Below are 21,600 nucleotides of genomic sequence, written 5' to 3'. Positions count from 1 at the left end.
GACAGCCGATATTGTACTTGCGAAGCAGCCCATGCCTTTGTCCGACCGCCGATTGCCCTCCGCTACCGATGAAGTCAGCGCCGAACCGGCAGCCCCGGTCGCGCGAGGCGGCACGGCGGCGGATGCAAGCGGGCAGGCCGACGGCGCGGCGCAACCCAGGCGGACGGCGCGCGCTGTGAAGCGAGCGGACCAGACATCTGGTGACGAGCCTGATGAAGCGTCCCGGCGAACATCTCAGCAAGCGCGTCAGCAAACACCAGACGGAATGACCGCCCCCGCACCGCAGGCGGCGGCTGGAAAAGCGAGCGCGTCGGCGAAATCGGCGGCGAAGTCATCGGCGAAATCGTCCGCCAAGCCCGCCGCCAAACCCGTCGACAAGCTCGCCAAACTCGGCCTCACGCGCGACATCGACCTGGTGCTGCATCTGCCGATGCGCTATGAAGACGAAACCTCGTTGACGCCGATCGGCCACCTGCTGCCAGGCGGCATTGCGCAGACCGAGGGCGTCGTGTTCGACAACGAGATCGCCTATCGACCGCGTCGGCAGTTGCTCGTCAAATTGCGCGACGACGCGGGCGACGAACTCGTGCTGCGCTTTCTGAACTTCTACGGTTCGCAGGTCAAGCAGATGGCGATCGGCGCGCGGCTGCGCGTGCGCGGCGACGTGCGCGGCGGCTTCTTCGGCATGGAGATGGTGCACCCGGCGGTGCGTGTGGTCGACGAAGACACACCGCTGCCGCAAGCGCTCACGCCGGTCTATCCCAGTACAGCCGGCGTGACCCAGGCGTATTTGCGCAAGTCGATCGACAACGCGCTGTCGCGCACGTCTTTGCCGGAACTGCTGCCCGAGGCTGTCGCGCGGCAATGGTTGCAGCCGCTCGGCGTGCCCTCGCTGATGGACGCGGTGCGCACGCTGCATCATCCCGGCGCGCAATCCGACGAAACCGCGTTGATCGACGGCACGCATCCGGCATGGGTGCGCATCAAATTCGAGGAATTGCTCGCGCAGCAGATGTCACTCAAGCGTGCGCACGAAGAGCGCCGCACGCGCTCCGCGCCGCCCATGCCGCGCCGCAAGCTAGGCGACGAATCCGCCTTGGTCGCGCGTCTGCTCAAGGCGTTGCCGTTTTCGTTGACCCGCGCGCAGGAGCGCGTCGGCGGCGAGATCGCGCTCGATCTGACGCAGCCGCATCCGATGCAACGGCTCTTGCAAGGCGACGTCGGCAGCGGCAAGACAATTGTCGCCGCGCTGGCCGCCGCGCAGGCTATCGACGCCGGTTATCAGGCCGCGCTGATGGCGCCGACCGAAATCCTCGCCGAACAGCACGCACGCAAATTGCGCGGCTGGCTGGAGCCGCTCGGCGTGAACGTCGCGTGGCTCGCCGGCAGTCTGAAGGCCAAGGAGAAACGCGCCGCGATCGAAGCCGCGGCGCTCGGCACTGCCCAGCTCGTGATCGGCACGCACGCGATCATTCAGGACGCCGTGGAATTCGCGCGTCTCGGGCTCGTGATCGTCGACGAACAGCACCGTTTCGGCGTCGCGCAGCGGCTCGCGTTGCGCGCAAAAGCGAAGAACGCCGCCGACGGGGCGCGCGACTTCCAGCCGCATCAACTGATGATGTCCGCCACGCCGATTCCGCGCACGCTCGCCATGACCTACTACGCGGATCTGGACGTATCGACCATCGACGAATTGCCGCCCGGGCGCACGCCGATCCTGACCAAGCTCGTGTCCGACGCGCGCCGTGAAGAAGTGATCGGCCGGGTGCGCGAGGCCGCGCTGACCGGGCGTCAGGTCTACTGGGTCTGTCCGCTGATCGAGGAAAGCGAAACGCTGCAACTGCAGACCGCAGTCGAGACGTACGAAACTCTGGTCGCGGCGCTGCCTGAACTGAACGTCGGACTCGTGCACGGCCGGCTGGCACCGGCTGAAAAAGCGGCTGTCATGGACGCCTTTACGCGCAACGAAGTGCAGTTGCTGGTCGCGACGACGGTGATCGAAGTGGGCGTCGACGTGCCCAATGCGTCGTTGATGGTGATCGAGCACGCCGAGCGCTTCGGCCTCGCACAGTTGCACCAGTTGCGCGGGCGTGTGGGACGCGGCAGCGCGGCGTCGGTGTGCGTGCTGCTGTACACCGGACCGTTGTCGATGACGGCGCGCGCGCGCTTGCAGACCATGCGCGAAACGACGGACGGCTTCGAAATCGCGCGCCGGGACCTCGAAATTCGTGGTCCGGGCGAGTTCCTCGGCGCACGGCAATCCGGCGCGGCGATGCTTCGTTTTGCCGATCTGCAGAACGATCAATGGCTGATCGAGCCCGCGCGCGAAGCAGCTGCGGCTTTGCTGGAGACGTATCCGGATGTCGTCACGCAGCATCTGGCGCGCTGGCTGGGGGCTCGCGAGCAATATCTGAAGGCATAAACGAACGCACCGGCCGTCGGCCTTCGCCTGGTGCCGCACCCATGGCGCGTTTCGCGGATATTGAAAGCCCGCGTACCGGGTTGGCGAACCGACCCTATGGGTGTATAACTGAAACCTATCGAATCCACCGCACTGATTGGTCCCCCAATGACGCTCACCGAATTGAAGTACATCGTTGCCGTTGCCCGCGAACGGCACTTCGGCCGGGCCGCCGAAGCGTGTTTCGTCAGCCAGCCGACCTTGTCGGTGGCCATCAAGAAGCTCGAAGACGAGCTCAACGTACAGATTTTCGAGCGCGGTACCAGTGAAGTGAGCGTCACGCCGATCGGCGAGCAGATCGTTACGCAAGCTCAGCGGGTGCTGGAACAAACGCTCGCCATCAAGGAAATCGCGAAGCAGGGCAAAGATCCGCTCGTCGGACCGCTGCGCCTCGGCGTGATCTACACGATCGGACCGTATCTGCTGCCCACGCTCGTCAAGCAGATGATCAAGCGCGTTCCGCAAATGCCGTTGATGCTGCAGGAAAACTACACGCTGAAGCTGATCGAACTGCTCAAGCAGGGCGAGATCGACGTTGCAATCATGGCGCTGCCGTTTCCCGAAACCGGACTGATGCTGCGTCCGCTCTACGACGAGCCGTTCGTCGTCGCGCTGCCGTCGGGTCACGCGTGGGAAAACCGTCAGAAGATCGACGCCGACGATCTCAAGCAGGAAACCATGCTCCTGCTCGGCAGCGGCCATTGCTTCCGCGATCACGTGCTGGGTGTTTGTCCGGAATTGATGCGTTTCTCGCAGAACGCCGACGGCATCCAGAAGACGTTCGAAGGATCGTCGCTGGAAACAATTCGCCACATGGTCGCAAGCGGCGTGGGCATCACCGTGTTGCCGCGCATGTCCGTGCACGAGGTCAAACCGCACGCGGGCGGCATCGACTCGGGGCTTTTGTCGTATGTCCCGTTCGGCGAACCGGTGCCGGACCGCCGCGTCGTGCTCGCGTGGCGCAAGAGCTTTACGCGGATGCCTGCCATCGACGCGATTTGCGATGCAATCAGCGCCTGCGACCTGCCGGGCGTCAAAAAGCTGGATTTGCCGGTCGCCGTGAACTGAACGGCGGCAAGGCGCACGGGCGCTGACGGCTTCGCGCCGCAGCCGCCGCTTCGCCTGGCGGCGGCGCGCCAATCTGCGCCGCGCCAATCTGCGCCGCGGTGCGCCGGGGTGCGCCGGGGTGCCTATTGGATAGATTAAATTTATAAAACGCGTGTTTCCAATAGTATTGATATAGTGTTTTCCATGGATCGCAAGATCCCCAAGGCCCGGAGAACACCATGACTCAATCAGACTCGCCGCAAACTCAGACATTCGCCGCCAACGCAGCCGGCGCCAACACCGGTTTTGCCGCCGCCTTGCTCGGTATGCGCATGGTCGCGCTTTCTCTCCTCGTCGACCGCGCTCTGTCGGCCTGATTGTTCGCATAAGCCTTCGGCATTGCTTTGCCGCGCTTCTCCCCACATTCCTTTCCAACGAAAAACCATCCAGGAGTTCCGCATGTCAGAACAGAAGCTCACCAATGCCGCCGGCGCGCCCGTCGCCGATAACCAGAATTCGATGACAGCCGGCGTGCGCGGCCCGGTCGTCCTGCAAGACGTATGGCTGATCGAAAAACTCGCTCACTTCGACCGCGAAGTGATTCCCGAGCGCCGCGTTCATGCAAAGGGCTCGGGCGCGTTCGGCACGCTGAAGGTGACCCACGATATTTCGCGCTACACGAAGGCCAAAGTGTTCGCCGAAGTGGGCAAGGAAACGCCCTTGTTCATGCGGTTTTCGACGGTCGCGGGCGAACGCGGCGCGGCCGATGCGGAACGCGACGTGCGCGGCTTCTCGATCAAGTTCTACACCGAAGAAGGCAACTGGGACGTGGTGGGCAACAACACGCCGGTGTTCTTCATTCGCGATCCGCTGAAGTTTCCGGACTTCATCCACACGCAAAAGCGTGACCCGTACACCAACCTGCGCAGCAACATCGCCGCGTGGGATTTCTGGACGCGTCATCCGGAGTCGATGCATCAGGTCACGATCCTGATGAGCGACCGCGGCATTCCGAAAAACTACCGTCAGATGCACGGTTTCGGTTCGCACACGTACTCGTTCATCAACGCGAACAACGAGCGCTTCTGGGTGAAGTTCCACTTCAAATCGCAGCAAGGCATTGCAAATTTCACCGATGGCGAAGCGTCGCAAGTGGTCGCGCAAGACCGTGAAAGTGCGCAGCGCGATCTGGTGGGCAACATCGACGCGGGCAACTTCCCCAAATGGCGCTTTGCGATCCAGGTGATGCCGGAGGCGGAAGCCGCAGCGTATCGCTTCAACCCGTTCGACATCACGAAGGTGTGGTCGCAGAAAGACTATCCGCTGATCGACGTTGGCACGATCGAGTTGAACCGCAACGCGGCCAACTATTTCTCGGATGTGGAGCAGGCAGCGTTCACGCCGGCCAACGTGGTGCCAGGCATTGGCTTCTCGCCGGACCGGCTGTTGCAGGGGCGTCTCTTCTCGTACGGCGACACGCAGCGCTATCGTCTCGGCATCAATCACCACCAGATTCCGGTGAATGCGTCGCGCGTGCCGAACCCGCACTCGTTCCATCGCGACGGGGCAATGCGTACGGACGGCAACCTCGGCGGCAACGTGAACTACGAGCCGAACCGCTTCGGCGACTTCGCGCAGGACACCAACGCATTGGAGCCCGCGCTCGCAGCAGGTGCGGTCGATCGCTACGACCATCGCGCGGACGACGACTACTACACGCAGCCGGGCATGCTGTTTGCGCTCTTTGACGCGGCGCAACGCGAGCGTTTGTTCGGCAACATCGCGCGTCACATCAACGGCGTACCGCAAGACATCGTTGCGCGCGCGGTTGAACATTTCCGCCGCATCGATCCCGCCTATGCCGAAGGCGTGATCGCCGCGATGGCAGAACTCGCGGAAGGCGGCAAGAAGTAACGAGGCAGCACGAGCGGGACGCGTAGGCGTCCCGCGATAGGTGAACGGAGTGAACGGCGCTAACCGAGGAGCACGCTGATGATCGAGATGATGAAAGCCACTGCGGGCAAATCACGAACCGCTCATCGCGCGCAGTTGCACTACGCGCTGGGATTGCGCAGAGCCGTGGGTTTCGCGATCGTGACGAGTGGGCTCGCGGTTATCGCGGCGCAGGTGCTGCAGCATGCAGTGGGCGGGTAAGCGGGCAATGGCAGGCAGCGACATGCAACTGCGGGCGCGAGTGGGCGCGTAGCAGTGTGTGAAGGGCGAGTAGGGCGGGCAGGGCAAGCCACCGTTGCCAGCTGCGCAACACGGCGCGCCCGCTAGTGCGCGCCGTAGTGACCACGCGTCACACGAGTCCGGCACTTTTCTACGATAAACTGTCGAGCGCCCGTTTTAACGGCTTCGTCGTCAGTCAGTCAGTCCATAGCACGCCGTTACTTTGCCACCGGTTCGTATCACTCTTCAAAGGAGTCATCATGGCCAAAAAAGAAGCTGTACAACACGTCAATATCGGAATCAGCGACAAGGACCGCAAGAAGATTGCGGAAGGTCTGTCGCGTTTGCTCGCTGACACCTATACGCTGTACCTGAAGACCCACAACTTCCACTGGAACGTGACGGGTCCGATGTTCAACACGCTGCATCTGATGTTCGAAACGCAATACAACGAACTGGCACTCGCCGTCGATTCGATCGCTGAACGGATTCGCGCGCTTGGCGTGCATGCGCCGGGCAGCTACAAGGATTTCGCGAAGCTGTCGTCCATTCCCGAAGCGGACGGCGTGCCGGCTGCAGAGGAAATGATCCGCCAGCTGGTGGAAGGTCAGGAAGCCGTGGTGCGTACCGCGCGCGCAATTTTCCCGTCGACGGAAGCCGCGAACGACGAGCCGACCGCCGACCTGCTGACGCAGCGCATGCAGACGCACGAAAAGACCGCTTGGATGTTGCGCTCGATGCTGGCCTGATTTCGCGCTGCGGCCGTTCGTTTGCCGGTCCGTCGCCCGGCCGGAGCACGATCTGATTCCGGTTCCAGGAACCGGAATCGGCCGGGGGCACGGGCGAAAACGTCCAGACGCGCTCAGATACAGCCGGACATATCAAAGCCTCCCTCGCGGGAGGCTTTGTTTTTTCCGACGCCGCTTTCGCAACCGCAGTTGCGGCATGAGCGTTCACCGCGCGGGCCGCACGACGCTGGACGCCGGCTGCATCCCGTAAAATGTCGGCACTGTTTCCGCATTCCGCCCGCTTTTACAGAGTCCGCCATGTTTGCCCGACTTCCGCTCTATCTGCGCCTTGTGCGTATGGACAAGCCTATCGGCAGTCTGCTGCTGCTGTGGCCGACGCTCAACGCGCTGTGGATCGCGTCCGACGGTCGTCCGTCGTGGCCGCTTCTCGTCATCTTCACGGTCGGTACCGTGCTGATGCGCTCGGCGGGATGTGCGATCAACGACTACGCCGATCGCGATTTCGACCGTTACGTCAAGCGCACCGAAAATCGTCCGATCACCTCAGGCAAGGTCAAAGCATGGGAAGCGGTGGCGCTCGCCGCCGGCTTGTCCTTGCTGGCTTTTCTGCTGATTCTGCCGCTCAATGCGTTGACGAAAGAGTTGTCGGTGGCCGCGCTGTTCGTCGCCGGCTCGTATCCGTTCACCAAGCGTTTCTTCGCGATTCCGCAGGCGTACCTGGGTATCGCATTCGGATTCGGCATTCCGATGGCGTTCGCGGCCGTGCAGAACCACGTGCCGATGCTTGCCTGGGTCATGCTGCTGGCGAACGTGTTCTGGTCGGTCGCTTACGACACCGAATATGCAATGGTCGATCGCGACGACGACATCAAAATCGGCATCCGTACTTCGGCGCTCACTTTTGGCCGCTTCGACGTTGCCGCGATCATGCTCTGCTATGCGGTGACGCTTGGAATCTACGTCGGCATCGGCGTGATGCTGGGTTTCGGCGTTCTGTACTGGTTAGGCTGGGTTGCTGCGGCGGGCTGCGCGGTCTATCACTACACGCTCATTCGCAACCGTGACCGGATGGCGTGCTTCGCGGCGTTCCGGCACAACAACTGGCTGGGCGGCGCGTTATTCGTGGGCATTGCCGCGCACTATGCGGTGGCGTCGTTCTGAGTTTTGGTGCGGTCTGTCCATTGCCCGCGTGTCTCTTCTTGCGCTGGACGCGGAGCGGGTTGACCCGACTCCGCGTCGCACGGCTTATCCCATTGCAGCAGGCAGTAAGCGATAGACAGTAATCAGCGAACCCGCGATAACCGCGCTCACTGCTTACCGAACTCGTCGCCCATTTCTTTCGCGCGCGCATCGGCGGCCAGCGCGCCGCGAACGATTGCTTCCTTCACGCCGCTTGCGTCGAACGACGCGAGCGCCGCCGCGGTAGTGCCGCCCTTCGACGTCACGCGTTCGCGCAACAGGCTCGGCGGCTCGTCCGAATTCGCTGCCAGTTGCGCGGCTCCCGTGAAGGTCGCCACGGCGAGTGCGCGGCCTTGCGCTTCATTCATGCCGAGCTGACGCGCGGCTTCCTGCAGCGCTTCGATGAAATAGAACACGTAGGCCGGGCCGCTTCCCGAAATGGCGGTGACGGCGTCGATTTTCGCTTCGTCGTCGAACCATACCGTTTCGCCCACGGCGCCTAGCACCTGCGATGCAAGCGCGCGGCCCGCTTCGTCGACACTCGCGGTTGCGGCTAATCCGGCAACGCCCATGCCGATCAACGCCGGCGTATTCGGCATGACGCGCACGATCCGCGTATGGCCGTTCAGCCAGCGCGACATGTCGTCCATGCGAATGCCGGCGACAATGCTGATTGCCAGTTGCGACGCCTTGAGATGCGGCGCGAGCGATTCGGCAACGCTCTTCAGAATTTGCGGCTTCACCGCGAGCACGACGGCGTCATACGCAGCGAGCGCCGCGTCGGCGGCGGCGCCGGTATTGATACCGAACTGTTCTTCGTTACGCTTGCGCGCGTCTTCGTTAGGATCGATCGCATAGAGATCGGCGGGCGCGACGCCACGCTTGATAAGGCCGCCGATCAACGCCGCAGCCATGTTGCCGCCGCCGATAAAAGCAATTTTCATGATGGTCCGGAAGGTTTGATTGAGCGTATGAATCCGCGCTTACAAATGAGCTTGCAGCCGTAGTTGAAACCACGTTTGCAACCGCGCTTGCAACCACGTTTGCAACCGCTAGTTCGAGTAATCGCGCGCGCCGAAGATGGCGGTGCCCACCCGCACGATGGTCGCGCCTTCGAGTACCGCAGCCTCGAGATCGCCCGACATGCCGATCGAGAGCGTATCGAGCGTGAGACCTTCTTCGCGCAAACGCTCGAACAGTTCGCGCAACCGGCGATGCGGCACGCGCTGTTCGTCGATGCTGCCCACCGGTTCGGGAATTGCCATCAGGCCGCGCAATTTCAGCTTGGGCAGCGTGGCGATTTCCCGGGCGACTTCGGCGGCTTCCTCGACGCTCACGCCGCTTTTCGAGCTCTCGCCGCTGATGTTGACCTGCAGGCAGACATTCAGCGCAGGCAGATCATCAGGCCGCTGTTCGGAAAGCCGCTGTGCGATCTTCAGGCGATCGACCGAATGCACCCAGTCGAACTGCTCGGCCACCGGACGGGTCTTGTTCGACTGCAACGGCCCGATGAAATGCCATTCGAGCGAGCGGCGCAAATCGGCGAGCGCTTCGATCTTCGTGAGGGCTTCCTGCACGTAGTTTTCACCGAATGCGCGTTGACCGGCGGCGTGCGCCGCGCGCACGTCTTCGGCGGGGAAAGTTTTCGAGACCGCGAGCAGCGCGATGGAACGCGCGTCGCGCCCGGCCACGTGTGCGGCCATTGCGATGCGCTGCTTAACCGCTTCGAGGTTATGAATCAGATCTGGCATGGAGCGAACGGGGAACGGACGGAAGTCGATGCCCCGATTATACGGACAGCATGTGCTCCACCAGTTCGATCCAGTGCGCGACCGGTGTGGACGTGCCGCTCTGCAGGTGAGAAATACAGCCCACATTCGCGGACACGATCATTTGCGGCTCCTGCGCGTGCAGCCGCTCGAGCTTCTGATCGCGCAACGCATACGAGAGCCTCGGCTGCGTGAGCGAGTAAGTGCCGGCGGAACCGCAGCAAAGGTGGTTGTCGGCGGGCAGGCGCACTTCGACGCCCAGTCGCGTCAGCAGATGTTCCACTGTGCCGCGCACCTGCTGTCCGTGCTGCAACGTGCAGGGCGGATGAAACGCGACCGTGTGGATCGCGCGGCGGCGCGTGATCGACGCGAGTTGTTCCTCGAAGTCCGGCAGGATCTCGGCAATGTCGCGTGTCAATTCGACGATGCGGCGCGCTTTGTCCGCATACGCCGGGTCATGGCGCAACAGATGCGCGTATTCCTTGACGGTCGCGCCGCAGCCCGATGCGTTCATCACGATCGCCTCGACGCCCTGTTCGACATACGGCCACCATGCGTCGATGTTGGCGCGCATGTCCACGAGCGCTTCGTCGTTATAGCCAAGGTGCAGGCGCACGGCACCGCAGCAGCCGGCGTCGGGCGCGACGAGCGTTTCCACACCGAGCGCATCGAGCACGCGCGCGGTGGCGACGTTGACGTTGGGCATCATCGAAGGTTGCACGCAGCCCGCGAGCATCAGCATCTTGCGCGTGTGTCTTGCGGTCGGCCACTCGAGCGGACGCTGTCGCGCGGGCACCTTGTCGCGCAATTTTCGCGGCAGCAGCGCCCGGAAATGCTGGCCGAGACGCATGGCCGGCGTGAATAGCGCGCTGTTCGGCACGAAGCTCGCAAGGAAGCGGCGCGTGAGACGCTGGCCGAGCGGACGCGTCACTTTTTTCTCGGTGATCTTGCGGCCAATCTCTACCAGCTTGCCGTACTGCACGCCGGACGGGCAGGTCGATTCGCAATTGCGGCAAGTAAGGCAGCGGTCGAGGTGAACCTGCGTGCTACGCGTGACTTCGGCGCCTTCCACCATCTGCTTGATCAGATAGATGCGGCCGCGCGGGCCGTCGAGTTCGTCGCCGAGCAGTTGATAAGTCGGGCACGTGGCCGTGCAGAAGCCGCAGTGAACGCAATTGCGCAGAATGGCGTCGGCTTCGTCGCCGTCGGGTGTGTTGCGAATGAAGTCCGCGAGATTGGTTTGCATCGCGCGCTCAGAAGTCGGGGTAGAGACGGCCGCGATTGAAGATGCGGGCCGGGTCGAAAGCGGTTTTCAGGCCGCGATGGATTTTCATCAGCGGCGCGGGCAGCGGTGTGAACACCCCGGCTCCGCGGTCATAGCCATGGCCGGTGCGGAAGATGGTCGCGTGACCGCCGGCTTGCTTCGCGCTGATGCGCACCGTTTGCGCGTCGGTGTCCGTGATCCACCAGCGCTGCGCGCCGCCCCATTCCATCAATTGAGCACCGGGCAATTGAAGCGGCTCGGTGATGGACGGCAGCGCAAGCCGCCACAGCGCGGCTTTCGGCGGAATTGCGGCGAAGAATGTGTCGGTCTGCTCGCGCAGGCCTGCCCAGAAGCGTTCTGCCTCGACCGCATCGACAACCTCGCCTCCCAGCGACGCACGCGCCGTCTTGACCGCGCTCTCCGCGCCCGCGAGACGCACGGCAAGCGTGCCGTGACGCCACGCGCTCGCGGTGATCGGCAATGGGCGGCCGCCCCATTCGTTGAGCTTACGGACAGCGTCGGTGCCGTTCACGTCGAACTTGAGCGTGGCTTCGGCCTGCGGCTGCGGCAGCACCTTCACCGAGAGTTCGAGGATGAGCCCCAGCGTGCCGAGCGAGCCCGCCATCAAGCGTGAGACGTCATAGCCGGCGACGTTTTTCACCACCTGGCCGCCGAAATGCAGCGCTTGTCCCTGGCCGTTCATAACGACCGCACCTAGTACGAAGTCGCGCGCCGCACCGGCCGACGGACGGCGCGGGCCGGCGATGCCCGCGGCGATGCAGCCGCCGAAGGTGGCTTGCGGTCCGAAGTGCGGCGGCTCGAAGGCGAGCATCTGATGGTGTTCGGCGAGCGCGGCCTCTATTTCGAGCAGCGGCGTGCCGGCGCGCGCGGTGATGACCAGCTCCGCCGGGTCGTAAGCGATGATGCCGCGATAAGCGCGCGTGTCGAGGATCTCGCCTTCCAGCGTCTGACCGTACCAGTCTTTCGTACCGCCGCCGCGAACGCGCAACGCGCGACCTGCGGCGCTGGCGGAACGCACGCGTTCCGACCACATGGCGACGATGTCGTCCTCTTCCATGATGCCCTGCTTCGTTATGTTTCGATCGATTGTACCGGGCGGGGGCTCGCTGACAACCCGGAGCGGACCCGCATCGGGTAATCAGGGTGGGATGGCGGCAAACGCCGCCGCGGCGGGCTATGCGTATTGCCTGGTGCTAGAAGCGCGGTAGCTCCGGATGCGGCAGCAGACCGCCGCGCACGTGCATCTTGCCGTACTCGGCGCACCGCGCTCGCGTGGGAATACCCTTGTCCGGGTTCAGCAGACCGGGCGGATCGAACGCACGTTTGACTGCGTGAAATGCATCGCGCTCTTCCGGCGAGAATTGCACGCACATCGAGTTGATCTTCTCGATGCCGACGCCATGTTCGCCCGTCACCGTGCCGCCCAGCTCGACGCATGCTTCCAGGATGTCGCAGCCGAATGCCTCGGCTCTGTGCCATTCATCCTGGTCATTGCCGTTAAAGAGAATCAGAGGATGCATGTTGCCGTCGCCCGCATGAAAGACGTTGATGCAACGCAGCGCGTACTTCTTCTCCATCTCCTCGATGCGGGAAAGCAGCGGTCCGATACTGCGGCGCGGCACGGTTCCGTCCATGCAGTAATAGTCCGGCGAAATCCGTCCCGCAGCCGGAAACGCGTTTTTGCGACCGGACCAGAAGCGCAGCCGCTCGTTTTCCGTGCGCGAAATCTGGATGCGGGTTGCGCCGTGCTCGCGCAGCACCGCGGTCATGCGGACGATTTCGTCGGCGACTTCCTCGGGCGTGCCGTCGGATTCGCACAGCAAGATTGCCGCTGCGTCGAGATCGTAGCCCGCGTGGACGAATTCCTCGACCGCGCGCGTGGCCGGCTTGTCCATCATCTCGAGGCCGGCCGGAATGATGCCCGCGGCAACGATGCCGGCGACCGCATCGCCGCCTTTTACGACGTCGTCGAAGCTGGCCATGATGACCTGCGCCGTTTGCGGTTTTGGGATCAGCTTGACGGTGACCTCGGTGACGATCGCGAACATGCCTTCGCTGCCGATCAGCACCGCAAGCAGATCGAGGCCGGGCGCGTCGGGCGCGAGCGAGCCGAATTCGACGATTTCGCCTTCCATTGTCACGGCCCGCACGCGCAGCACGTTGTGCACGGTGAGGCCGTACTTGAGGCAATGCACGCCGCCCGAGTTCTCCGACACGTTGCCGCCGATCGTGCAGGCGATCTGCGACGACGGGTCCGGCGCATAGTACAAACCGTAAGGCGCGGCAGCTTCGGAAATCGACAGATTGCGCACGCCCGGTTGCACCGTGGCGGTTCGCGCGTAAGAGTCCACCTCGATGATCTTCCTGAAGCGTGCGAGCGATACCACCACGCCGTGGCGAATCGGCATTGCACCGCCGGACAGGCCCGTGCCCGCGCCGCGCGGCACGATGGGCACCCCGAGACGATGGCAGATCTGCACGATGCGCTGCACTTGCGACTCCGTCTCCGGCAATGCGACGGCGAGCGGCAGACGACGATAGGCGGCGAGGCCGTCGCAGTCGTACGCGACGGTATCTTCGTCGCGATATAGCAGACAATGGTTTGGCAACACCGCCATCAGCGCCTGCACGACTTCGCGCTGGCGCTGGGCGAGAACCTCTGCTGACAGTTCGGCGGGTGCATTCATGTGAGTCGTCTCCTCCTGTTTCCACCCAGCGCTATCCGGCGCTTGCGTGGCGGCCCGTTTGCGGCCGCCGCGGCTCGATAACGCTCAGCCGCGTTCAGTCCTGCTCAATCGTTGCCGACAACGCGCCTTGAAACGACGCGTCAGGCGGCCCAGCTAAAAATCTTGCCGGGGTTCATCAGATTGTGCGGATCGAGCGCGTGTTTGATAGAGCGCATGGTGTCTACCGCAACGTCGCCATGTTCTTCCAGCAGAAAACCCATCTTGTGCAGACCGACTCCATGCTCGCCGGTGCAGGTGCCGTCCATGCGCAGCGCGCGCTGCACGATGCGATGGTTCAATCGCTCGGCTTCCGCGAGTTCTTCCGGCTTGTTCGGATCGATCAGGATCGCGACGTGGAAATTGCCGTCGCCGACATGGCCGACAATCGGGCAGGGCAGCGGCGACGCCTTCAAGTCCTGCTCCGTTTCGACGACGCATTCGGCAAGTCGCGAGATCGGCACGCAGACGTCGGTCGTGACGGCGCGGCAACCGGGCTTCAGTTGCAGCATGGCGAAATAGGCATTGTGACGCGCGTTCCACAGACGGCTGCGGTCTTCCGGACGCGTCGCCCATTCGAATCCTTCGCCGCCGTTCTGCGCGGCGAGTTCCTGCACGAGTTCGGCTTGTTCCTTGACGCTGGCCTCGGTGCCATGGAATTCGAAGAACAGTGTGGGCGCCTCGCGCAGCGTGAGGTTCGAATGCCGGTTAATCGAGCGGATCGCGAGCGCGTCGACGAATTCCACGCGCGCAATCGGCACGCCGATCTGAATTGTTTCGATGACGGCGCGAACCGCATCGCCCATCGACGGAAATGCGCAGACCGCGGCGGACACGGCCTCCGGCTGCGGATAAAGGCGCACGGTGACTTCGGTGATCACGCCGAGCGTTCCTTCCGAACCGACGAACAGACGCGTGAGGTCGTAGCCCGCGGACGATTTGCGAGCCCGCGTGCCCGTCTTGATCACGCGGCCGTCGGCCAGCACCACGGTGAGCCCGAGTACGTTCTCGCGCATCGTGCCGTAGCGCACGGCGTTGGTACCGGACGCACGCGTGGCCGACATGCCGCCGATGCTCGCGTCCGCGCCCGGATCGATCGGGAAAAAGAGGCCGGTGTCGCGTAGCGCTTCGTTCAACTGCTTGCGCGAAATGCCTGGCTCGACGGTGACCGTGAGATCTTCGGCGTTGATGGACAGCACGCGGTTCATTTCCGACAGATCGATCGACACGCCGCCCTGCACCGCAAGCAGATGCCCTTCCAGCGACGAGCCGTTGCCGTACGGAATGATCGGTACGTTGTACTGGCCGCACAGCTTGACGGCGGTCTGCACGTCTTCGGTGTTGCGTGCGAAGACGACGGCGTCGGGCAGTTGGGGATCGAACGGCGATTCGTCGCGGCCGTGGTGTTCGCGCACGGCTTGCGCGATCGACACGCGCTCACCGAAGGCGTTGGTGAGCGCGCTCAGCAATTCGGCAGGGAATGGCCGGCGCAACGCGGCCGGCGAAACGGAATGATTCACGCATGTCTCCTGTGTCGACCGGCGTTAGTGCTTCAGCACTTACGCCGGTCCCATCAATAATATGCATTCACGTTAGTGCTTCAGCACTTACGCCGGTCCCATCAATAATGTGTCTTCACGTTAGTGCTTCAGCACTTACGCCGGTCCCATCGATAATGTGCATTCACGTTAGTGCTTCAGCACTTACGCCGGTCCCATCAATAATGTGCATTCACGTTAGTGTTTCAGCACTTACGCCGGTCCCATCAACGATGTCGACCGTTAGCGCTTAACACTTACGCCGGTCAGCCGCATGAAAAGGTCTGTTAGTACTTGTCAGGCGAAGCTGCTTTTTGCAGCAGGCACTTCATTTTACGCCGATCGCTTTCTGCCGGGGGGGGCCGCTTCCATTGCTTCGGAGGCGTCGCGCCGGCTATCGCTCCTATAATGGCGGCGGCTAGTGGCTCCGCGCAACATGGTTAACGCGGTGACAAGACAGAGATAACGCGGCAGATGATGCGCTAACGATCTGCCGCCACCACAGTGCAAGAAACCGGGACTGCAGTCGGCGACCGATGCGCTATCGACGCGGGCTTCATCATTGAACGCAGGGAGAAATCATGGGTAACCGTCTGAGCAAGATTGCCACTCGTACCGGCGACGACGGCACCACCGGTCTCGGCGACGGCCGGCGCGTCCGCAAGGACAGCGCGCGCATTGCGGCGATCGGCGACGTCGACGAACTCAATTCGAATCTTGGCGTGCTGCTGTGCGAGCGCCTGCCAGATGACGTGCAAGCGGCGCTCATCTCGATCCAGCACGACTTGTTCGATCTGGGCGGCGAACTTTGCATTCCCGGTCACACAATGATCACCGACCGCCATCTCGCGCAACTCGACGGTTGGCTTGCCGACTACAACTCTGCGCTTCCGCCGCTGAAGGAGTTCATCTTGCCGGGCGGCTCGCGCGCGGCGTCTCTCGCCCACGTTTGCCGTACGGTTTGCCGCCGCGCCGAACGCTCCATCGTCGCCCTCGGTGACGAGGAGGCCGTCAACGCCGCGCCGCGTCAGTATGTGAACCGTCTGTCGGACCTTCTGTTTGTCCTCGCACGCGTGCTCAATCGCGCTGACGGCGGCGCGGACGTGCTCTGGCAGCACGATCGCGGGCAAAACTAGGCGCACGGCCGGCTTTCAGCAGTCGGCAGTGGCCTGCGACAATCTGTCAGAGCAAGTCGCGGCTTAAAGATGTATCGTATTTGCATCTTTAAGGAGAAGTACAAATGACCGCCCTGACCGCCGAACAGATTGCCCGCGTCAAAGCCACGGTGCCCGTGCTTGCTGAACATGGCACGACCATCACGAAGCACTTCTACAAGCGCATGTTTGCGCATCATCCCGAGTTGAAGAATCTGTTCAACCAGACGCATCAGCAAAGCGGCAATCAGCCCGAAACGCTGGCGCGCGCGGTCTATGCGTACGCAGCCAACATCGACAATCTGGGCGCGCTCGGCCCGACTGTCTCGCGGATCGCCAATAAGCACGCGAGCCTGAACATACGGCCCGAGCATTACCCGATTGTGGGCCGCCACCTGCTGGGTGCGATCGTCGACGTGCTCGGCGACGCGGTCGATCAACCCACGCTCGACGCCTGGCAAGTCGCGTATGGTCAGCTTGCGAACATCTTCGTGGGCACCGAGGCGAAGCTGTATGAAGGCGCGGCGTGGAGCGGCTTCCGTCCGTTCAAGGTGGCGCGCAAACAGGTGGAGAGCGACGAAATCACGTCGTTCTATCTGAGGCCAGCCGACGGTTCGGCCGCGTGTGACTTCGAACCGGGTCAGTACGTGAGTGTGAAACGTTTCGTCGACAAGCTGGGTGTCGATCAGCCGCGTCAGTACAGCTTGTCGGACGCGCCGCATGGCAAGTGGCTGCGCATCTCCGTGAAGCGCGAAGACGGCCGCGAAGACATAGCGCCCGGCCACGTGTCCAACCTGCTGCACGCAGATGTCGAAGAGGGCACCGTCGTGCATGTGAGCGCGCCGATGGGCGACTTCACGCTCGATCGCAAGAAAACCACGCCCGTGGTGCTGATGAGCGGCGGCGTGGGCGTGACGCCCATGACCTCGATGCTGTCAACCATCCTCGCCGACGGCAGCGAGCGGAGCGTGACTTTCGTTCACGCATGCCGCAACGGCCGCGTGCACGCGTTCCGTCAGTGGCTCAACGAGACGGTCGCGTCGCATTCGAACGTGAAGCGCGTGGTGTTGTACGAAGCGGTCGGCGAGGGCGACCGGCAGGGCGTCGACTACGATTTCGACGGTCGTCTTGACCTGTCAAGAATTGCCGGTCAGGTTATCGTGCCGGATGCCGACTACTACATCTGTGGACCGGTGCCGTTCATGCGCGCGCAGTGCGATGCGCTGGCGGCGCTCGGCGTGGACCCGGCGCGGATTCACACTGAAGTCTTCGGTTCGGGCGTGGTCGAGTGAAACGTAGGCGTGCATGGCAAGCTCCAAAAAGAAGAAGCGAGTCATGCCCGACATCGCCAACGTAACCGGCGGCTTCGGCCTAACGCAAGTCATGCTGAGAGCGATCATGACTTGTCACGGTACCGAGGCGGCCCATCCAGCACCATTCATCCGTTTCGCCACCCAAACAAAAAACCCGGCTCGACGAGCCGGGTTTTTCATCTGCCGATTGCGTCACACGACGCAATAGAACAGCAATCAGTTGCCGCTTCCGCGCGCCACGCGCCGTTGCTTGACGGCGTCGGCGAGACCTTCGAGTACGGCAACGCTTTCGTCCCAGCCGATGCATGCATCGGTCACGCTCTGCCCGTACGTGAGTGCGCAGCCTTCCTGCAAGTCCTGGCGGCCGGCCACCAGATGCGATTCCAGCATCACGCCGATAATTCGTTCGTCACCCGAAGCAACTTGCCGGCCGATGTCCGCGCACACCGGAATCTGGTTCTCATGCTTCTTCGAACTGTTCGCGTGGCTCGCGTCGATCATCAGGCGCGCGGCGAGACCTGATTTGCCGATGTCCGAACACGCCGCGTTGACGCTGTCCGCGTCATAGTTCGGCGTCTTGCCGCCGCGCAGGATGATATGGCAATCCTCGTTGCCCGCCGTCGATACGATCGCCGAGTGGCCGCCCTTGGTGACCGACAGGAAATGGTGCGGCTGCGACGCGGCTTTGATCGCGTCGACGGCGATCTTCACATTGCCGTCGGTGCCGTTCTTGAAGCCGACCGGGCACGACAGTCCCGAAGCGAGTTCGCGGTGCACTTGCGACTCGGTGGTCCGCGCGCCGATCGCGCCCCACGAGATCAGATCGGCGATGTACTGCGGGCTGATCATGTCGAGATACTCAGTGGCGGCCGGCAGACCCAGTTCGTTGATGCGCAACAGCAGCTCGCGCGCCGTGCGCAGCCCTTCGTTGATCTTGAAGCTGTTGTCCATATGCGGGTCGTTGATAAGACCCTTCCAGCCGACCGTCGTGCGTGGCTTTTCGAAGTACACGCGCATCACGACTTCGAGCTCGCCCGCGAAGCGCTTGCGCTGTTCGACGAGGCGTCCCGCGTATTCCAGCGCCGCCTTCGTATCGTGAATCGAACACGGCCCGACGATTACGATCAAGCGGTCGTCCATGCCGTGCAGAATGCGATGCATGGCGGTGCGTGAGTTGTAGATCAGGTCGGACACCGCTTCGTCGCAGGCAAATTCGCGGATCAGGTGCGCGGGAGGAGTGAGCTCTTTCAATTCGCGAATGCGGACATCGTCGGTGTTGTGCGGGGGCATGTTGTTCTCCTGAATCGGTTCGTAGCGTGTTCGCGCAGGCGGTGCGTGCAAAACATAATGTTCAAAGACGGAAGGCGAAAAAAAACCGCCAGACTCGCTGGCGGTTTTTCGGGAATTCTCGGTGTTCTACGTGCACTAACACCCCTCTCGATCCGCCAGCGGTCTGAGATACCAGAAAAAGTAAAAATAAAACTTGGCGGACATGGCGAAATGGAGTCGCTGGTCAAAAAGGGTGAGTGACTTTATAACCCGGCTAAGCTCGACTGACAAGCTGTAGGGCGAGAAAATGCGGAAAACCCGCATGATTCATGCAATCGATGCACGAATCATGCGGCGAGTTCAGTTTTAAGCCGTGCCGCCAACCGTCATCCGGTCGATGCGCAACGTCGGCTGCCCGACCCCTACCGGCACGCTCTGGCCTTCCTTGCCGCACACGCCGACGCCTGAATCGAGCTTCATGTCGTTGCCGATCATGCTGACGTATTTCAGCGATTCCGGACCGCTGCCAATCAGCGTCGCGCCCTTGACCGGGTACGTGATCTTGCCGTCTTCGATCATGTAGGCCTCGGAGGCCGAGAATACGAACTTGCCGTTGGTGATGTCGACCTGGCCGCCGCCGAAATTCACCGCGTACAAACCGTTTTTCACGGATTCGATGATTTCCTGCGGGTCCTTGTCGCCGTTGAGCATGTACGTGTTGGTCATGCGCGGCATGGGCAGCGCCGCGTACGACTCACGGCGTGCATTGCCCGTGACCGGCATCTTCATCAGACGCGCGTTGAGCGTGTCCTGAATATAGCCCTTGAGAATGCCGTCTTCGATCAGCGTCGTGCACTGCGTCGGATTGCCTTCGTCGTCGATATTGAGCGAGCCGCGCCGGTTCGGCAGCGTGCCGTCGTCGACGACGGTCACGCCCTTGGCCGCGACCTGCTCGCCGATGCGTCCCGCGAACGCCGACGATCCCTTGCGATTGAAGTCGCCTTCCAGACCGTGGCCGATCGCTTCGTGCAGCAACACGCCGGGCCAGCCCGGTCCGAGCACGACAGTCATCGCGCCGGCCGGAGCCGGGCGCGCTTCGAGGTTCACGAGCGCTGCGTGCACCGCGTCGTCGACGTAACGCGACAGCACTTCGTCGGTGAAGTAGCTGTAGTCGAAGCGGCCACCGCCGCCGCCGCTGCCGATCTCGCGTCGACCGTTCTGCTCGGCGATCACCGTGACCGACACCCGCACGAGCGGACGGATATCTGCTGCGAACCCGCCGTCGCTGCGCGCGACCAACACGACGTCGTATTCACCGGCGAGGCCCGCCATGACTTGCTGGATGCGCCGGTCGCGACCGCGCGCCATGTGTTCGATGCGTTCGAGCAGCTTGACCTTGGCGGTTGCGTCGAGCGAATGCAGAGGATCGGCGGGCAGGTACAGATCGCGCCCGGCAATGCCGGTCAACGACGACGCCACCTTGATCTTCTGCTTGCCGCCGCCGGCCTTGGCAATTGCACGTGTGGCAATGGCCGCCTGGCGGATCGCTTCGGGCGACAGGTCGTCCGAATACGCGAAAGCCGTGCGGTCGCCCGACACGGCGCGCACGCCGACGCCCTGGTCGATGCTGAAACTGCCCGACTTCACGATGCCTTCTTCCAGACTCCATGCTTCGCTGCGGGTTGCCTGGAAGTACAGGTCCGCGTAGTCGACGCGATGCGTGAAGATCTCAGCCAGCGTGCGGGTGAGCAGGGACTCGTCGAGACCGTAGGGCGTCAGGAGGATGTCCTTGGCGGTGGCGAGATTACGGATACCGGGTTCGATGATATTCATGCGAAGTATGTTCTGCTCGATACGAAGGATTCGGTTAGCGCCACCAACACTACCAACACTATATGGGTGAGGGGCGCCGCAGTTTCAATGTCAATGAGTCTAGCTCAGCACCCGGTGACGCCAGGCGGGCAGGCTCTGCCGCACTTCGTCGATACGTGTGCGCTCCAGCGTGCCGGCGACCACGCCGGCGCCTTCGTCACGCACTGCCACGATTTCGCCCCACGGGTCGATCAACATGCTGTGGCCCCACGTACGGCGGCCATTCTCGTGCTTGCCGCCTTGCGCCGCGGCCAGCACATAGCACTGGTTTTCGACGGCGCGGGCGCGCAGCAGCATCTCCCAATGCGCGCGGCCGGTCGTGTAGGTAAACGCCGATGGCACCACGATCAGCGCGCAATCGCCCATGCGCCGGTACAGCTCGGGAAAGCGCAAATCGTAGCAGACCGACAGACCGACACGGCCGAAGGGCGACTGGAAAGCACGGACCTCGTCACCGGGGCAGATGGTGCGCGCCTCGTCGAACGATTCCTCGCCTTTTTCGAAGTTGAACAGATGAATCTTGTCGTAGCGGGCCGCCTCGTGTCCTTGCGGGTCGAATACGAGTGTGGTGTTCAACACTCGCGACGGTTCGGGCGCCGTGACCGGCAGCGTGCCGCCGATCACCCACAGCTTGTGACGGCGCGCGGCATCCGCGAGAAAGCGCTGAATCGGGCCGTCGCGGTAAGCCTCGCGCACGGCGAGCTTGTCCGTGTCCTTGAAGCCCATGAAGCAGAAGTATTCCGGCAGGAGGACAAGCTGTGCGCCATCGGCCGCGGCTTCAGCAATCAGGCGCTCGGCGTCGGCCAGATTTCGATCGCGATCCGGCGTGCTCACCATCTGCAGCGCCGCGACGCGGAACGTGCTCTGTGTGCCGTTTGCCTGCCCAAGCTGTGAATCGCCAGGTGCTGCGGCCGACAAAGCAGGGGACGAAGATGAAGAGACGTGTGTTTCGCTCATGAGCGTTTCGAGAAACTCCCGGCAAAGGCGGCGGCGCGAATTGCTGGCGCCGCGTACGTCGTTGTGGCTGGCTCGGGCACTCCGTAACCCACCGACAGCGTCGAATCCGCCG

At 62.9% G+C, this 21,600-nt stretch carries 19 protein-coding genes; 10 read left to right on the top strand and 9 right to left on the bottom strand.

Features of this window, described 5'->3' with window-relative positions:
• Window positions 1-31 precede the first annotated feature (31 nt).
• From recG to ubiA, 7 genes are all read left to right on the top strand, one after another.
• Complete coding sequence (recG, locus tag SB753_RS19020) at window positions 32-2,422, top strand: ATP-dependent DNA helicase RecG (protein WP_410801303.1); 2,391 nt, start codon at window positions 32-34, stop codon at window positions 2,420-2,422.
• Between the two features lie 147 nt (window positions 2,423-2,569).
• Window positions 2,570-3,529, top strand: coding sequence for a LysR substrate-binding domain-containing protein (locus SB753_RS19015; protein ID WP_020069683.1), 960 nt, complete (start codon window positions 2,570-2,572; stop codon window positions 3,527-3,529).
• A 218-nt stretch (window positions 3,530-3,747) separates the two neighbouring features.
• Window positions 3,748-3,885: a hypothetical protein gene (locus SB753_RS19010; RefSeq protein ID WP_408200745.1), complete on the top strand. Its 138-nt coding sequence runs from the start codon at window positions 3,748-3,750 to the stop codon at window positions 3,883-3,885.
• Between the two features lie 82 nt (window positions 3,886-3,967).
• Window positions 3,968-5,422, top strand: coding sequence for a catalase (locus SB753_RS19005; protein WP_410801301.1), 1,455 nt, complete (start codon window positions 3,968-3,970; stop codon window positions 5,420-5,422).
• Between the two features lie 78 nt (window positions 5,423-5,500).
• Complete coding sequence (locus tag SB753_RS19000) at window positions 5,501-5,662, top strand: hypothetical protein (protein ID WP_020069686.1); 162 nt, start codon at window positions 5,501-5,503, stop codon at window positions 5,660-5,662.
• Between the two features lie 278 nt (window positions 5,663-5,940).
• A complete protein-coding gene (locus tag SB753_RS18995; RefSeq protein WP_006047907.1) occupies window positions 5,941-6,429 on the top strand; it encodes a Dps family protein in 489 nt (162 codons plus the stop codon).
• A 297-nt stretch (window positions 6,430-6,726) separates the two neighbouring features.
• The gene (gene ubiA, locus SB753_RS18990) at window positions 6,727-7,590 is read left to right on the top strand and encodes a 4-hydroxybenzoate octaprenyltransferase (protein WP_020069687.1); all 864 of its coding nucleotides are present in this window, start codon (window positions 6,727-6,729) and stop codon (window positions 7,588-7,590) included.
• Between the two features lie 146 nt (window positions 7,591-7,736).
• On the opposite strand, the gene proC is transcribed toward ubiA, so the two are convergent.
• The 6 genes from proC to SB753_RS18960 all read right to left on the bottom strand — a co-directional run bounded on the left by proC (window position 7,737) and on the right by SB753_RS18960 (window position 14,905).
• Complete coding sequence (proC, locus tag SB753_RS18985; RefSeq protein WP_088173114.1) at window positions 7,737-8,552, bottom strand: pyrroline-5-carboxylate reductase; 816 nt, start codon at window positions 8,550-8,552, stop codon at window positions 7,737-7,739.
• Window positions 8,553-8,660: 108 nt separating this feature from the next.
• A complete protein-coding gene (locus SB753_RS18980) occupies window positions 8,661-9,359 on the bottom strand; it encodes a YggS family pyridoxal phosphate-dependent enzyme (protein WP_410801298.1) in 699 nt (232 codons plus the stop codon).
• Between the two features lie 37 nt (window positions 9,360-9,396).
• Window positions 9,397-10,623, bottom strand: coding sequence for a glycolate oxidase subunit GlcF (gene glcF, locus SB753_RS18975; RefSeq protein WP_410801296.1), 1,227 nt, complete (start codon window positions 10,621-10,623; stop codon window positions 9,397-9,399).
• Window positions 10,624-10,630: 7 nt separating this feature from the next.
• On the bottom strand, window positions 10,631-11,719 hold the full coding sequence (glcE, locus tag SB753_RS18970) for a glycolate oxidase subunit GlcE (protein WP_410801294.1): 1,089 nt from the start codon (window positions 11,717-11,719) through the stop codon (window positions 10,631-10,633).
• Between the two features lie 136 nt (window positions 11,720-11,855).
• Entirely contained in the window at window positions 11,856-13,349 is a 1,494-nt protein-coding gene (locus SB753_RS18965; RefSeq protein WP_020069693.1) for an FAD-linked oxidase C-terminal domain-containing protein, read from the bottom strand.
• A gap of 140 nt (window positions 13,350-13,489) precedes the next feature.
• Window positions 13,490-14,905, bottom strand: coding sequence for an FAD-linked oxidase C-terminal domain-containing protein (locus SB753_RS18960; RefSeq protein WP_408421441.1), 1,416 nt, complete (start codon window positions 14,903-14,905; stop codon window positions 13,490-13,492).
• 599 nt (window positions 14,906-15,504) lie between these two features.
• On the opposite strand from SB753_RS18960, the gene SB753_RS18955 reads away from it, so the two are divergent.
• The 3 genes from SB753_RS18955 to SB753_RS18945 all read left to right on the top strand — a co-directional run bounded on the left by SB753_RS18955 (window position 15,505) and on the right by SB753_RS18945 (window position 17,598).
• On the top strand, window positions 15,505-16,059 hold the full coding sequence (locus SB753_RS18955; RefSeq protein ID WP_087750898.1) for a cob(I)yrinic acid a,c-diamide adenosyltransferase: 555 nt from the start codon (window positions 15,505-15,507) through the stop codon (window positions 16,057-16,059).
• A 104-nt stretch (window positions 16,060-16,163) separates the two neighbouring features.
• Window positions 16,164-17,369 carry an NO-inducible flavohemoprotein gene (gene hmpA / locus SB753_RS18950; RefSeq protein ID WP_410801292.1) on the top strand — a complete coding sequence of 402 codons (1,206 nt, stop codon included), beginning with the start codon at window positions 16,164-16,166 and terminating at the stop codon, window positions 17,367-17,369.
• A gap of 13 nt (window positions 17,370-17,382) precedes the next feature.
• On the top strand, window positions 17,383-17,598 hold the full coding sequence (locus SB753_RS18945) for a hypothetical protein (RefSeq protein WP_410801290.1): 216 nt from the start codon (window positions 17,383-17,385) through the stop codon (window positions 17,596-17,598).
• An 8-nt stretch (window positions 17,599-17,606) separates the two neighbouring features.
• Here the strand turns inward: SB753_RS18945 and aroG are convergent, their stop codons facing one another.
• From aroG to SB753_RS18930, 3 genes are all read right to left on the bottom strand, one after another.
• A complete protein-coding gene (aroG, locus tag SB753_RS18940) occupies window positions 17,607-18,680 on the bottom strand; it encodes a 3-deoxy-7-phosphoheptulonate synthase AroG (protein ID WP_020069697.1) in 1,074 nt (357 codons plus the stop codon).
• 345 nt (window positions 18,681-19,025) lie between these two features.
• Window positions 19,026-20,492 carry a metalloprotease TldD gene (tldD, locus tag SB753_RS18935; protein WP_088173110.1) on the bottom strand — a complete coding sequence of 489 codons (1,467 nt, stop codon included), beginning with the start codon at window positions 20,490-20,492 and terminating at the stop codon, window positions 19,026-19,028.
• 99 nt (window positions 20,493-20,591) lie between these two features.
• A complete protein-coding gene (locus SB753_RS18930; RefSeq protein WP_288824668.1) occupies window positions 20,592-21,368 on the bottom strand; it encodes a carbon-nitrogen hydrolase family protein in 777 nt (258 codons plus the stop codon).
• Window positions 21,369-21,600 lie beyond the last annotated feature (232 nt).

It is taken from the genome of Paraburkholderia sp. SIMBA_053 (assembly GCF_046534895.1).
GTDB classification, from domain to species: Bacteria; Pseudomonadota; Gammaproteobacteria; order Burkholderiales; family Burkholderiaceae; genus Paraburkholderia; species Paraburkholderia caledonica.
Note: the sequence above shows the minus strand (reverse complement) of the source record. Positions and strands in the feature narration are given on the sequence as shown.

Bases quoted from the DNA above. Each gene is read 5' to 3' on its own strand.
- recG (WP_410801303.1), top strand. From the start codon at position 32: ATGCCTTTGTCCGACCGCCGATTGCCCTCCGCTACCGATGAAGTCAGC.
- SB753_RS19010 (WP_408200745.1), top strand. From the start codon at position 3,748: ATGACTCAATCAGACTCGCCGCAAACTCAGACATTCGCCGCCAACGCA.
- SB753_RS18965 (WP_020069693.1), bottom strand. From the start codon at position 13,349: ATGAATGCACCCGCCGAACTGTCAGCAGAGGTTCTCGCCCAGCGCCAG.
- hmpA (WP_410801292.1), top strand. From the start codon at position 16,164: ATGACCGCCCTGACCGCCGAACAGATTGCCCGCGTCAAAGCCACGGTG.
- SB753_RS19000 (WP_020069686.1), top strand. From the start codon at position 5,501: ATGATCGAGATGATGAAAGCCACTGCGGGCAAATCACGAACCGCTCAT.
- SB753_RS19015 (WP_020069683.1), top strand. From the start codon at position 2,570: ATGACGCTCACCGAATTGAAGTACATCGTTGCCGTTGCCCGCGAACGG.
- SB753_RS18930 (WP_288824668.1), bottom strand. From the start codon at position 21,368: ATGGTGAGCACGCCGGATCGCGATCGAAATCTGGCCGACGCCGAGCGC.
- ubiA (WP_020069687.1), top strand. From the start codon at position 6,727: ATGTTTGCCCGACTTCCGCTCTATCTGCGCCTTGTGCGTATGGACAAG.
- SB753_RS18980 (WP_410801298.1), bottom strand. From the start codon at position 9,359: ATGCCAGATCTGATTCATAACCTCGAAGCGGTTAAGCAGCGCATCGCA.
- SB753_RS18955 (WP_087750898.1), top strand. From the start codon at position 15,505: ATGGGTAACCGTCTGAGCAAGATTGCCACTCGTACCGGCGACGACGGC.
- proC (WP_088173114.1), bottom strand. From the start codon at position 8,552: ATGAAAATTGCTTTTATCGGCGGCGGCAACATGGCTGCGGCGTTGATC.
- glcE (WP_410801294.1), bottom strand. From the start codon at position 11,719: ATGGAAGAGGACGACATCGTCGCCATGTGGTCGGAACGCGTGCGTTCC.
- SB753_RS18945 (WP_410801290.1), top strand. From the start codon at position 17,383: ATGGCAAGCTCCAAAAAGAAGAAGCGAGTCATGCCCGACATCGCCAAC.
- aroG (WP_020069697.1), bottom strand. From the start codon at position 18,680: ATGCCCCCGCACAACACCGACGATGTCCGCATTCGCGAATTGAAAGAG.
- SB753_RS18995 (WP_006047907.1), top strand. From the start codon at position 5,941: ATGGCCAAAAAAGAAGCTGTACAACACGTCAATATCGGAATCAGCGAC.
- glcF (WP_410801296.1), bottom strand. From the start codon at position 10,623: ATGCAAACCAATCTCGCGGACTTCATTCGCAACACACCCGACGGCGAC.
- SB753_RS19005 (WP_410801301.1), top strand. From the start codon at position 3,968: ATGTCAGAACAGAAGCTCACCAATGCCGCCGGCGCGCCCGTCGCCGAT.
- tldD (WP_088173110.1), bottom strand. From the start codon at position 20,492: ATGAATATCATCGAACCCGGTATCCGTAATCTCGCCACCGCCAAGGAC.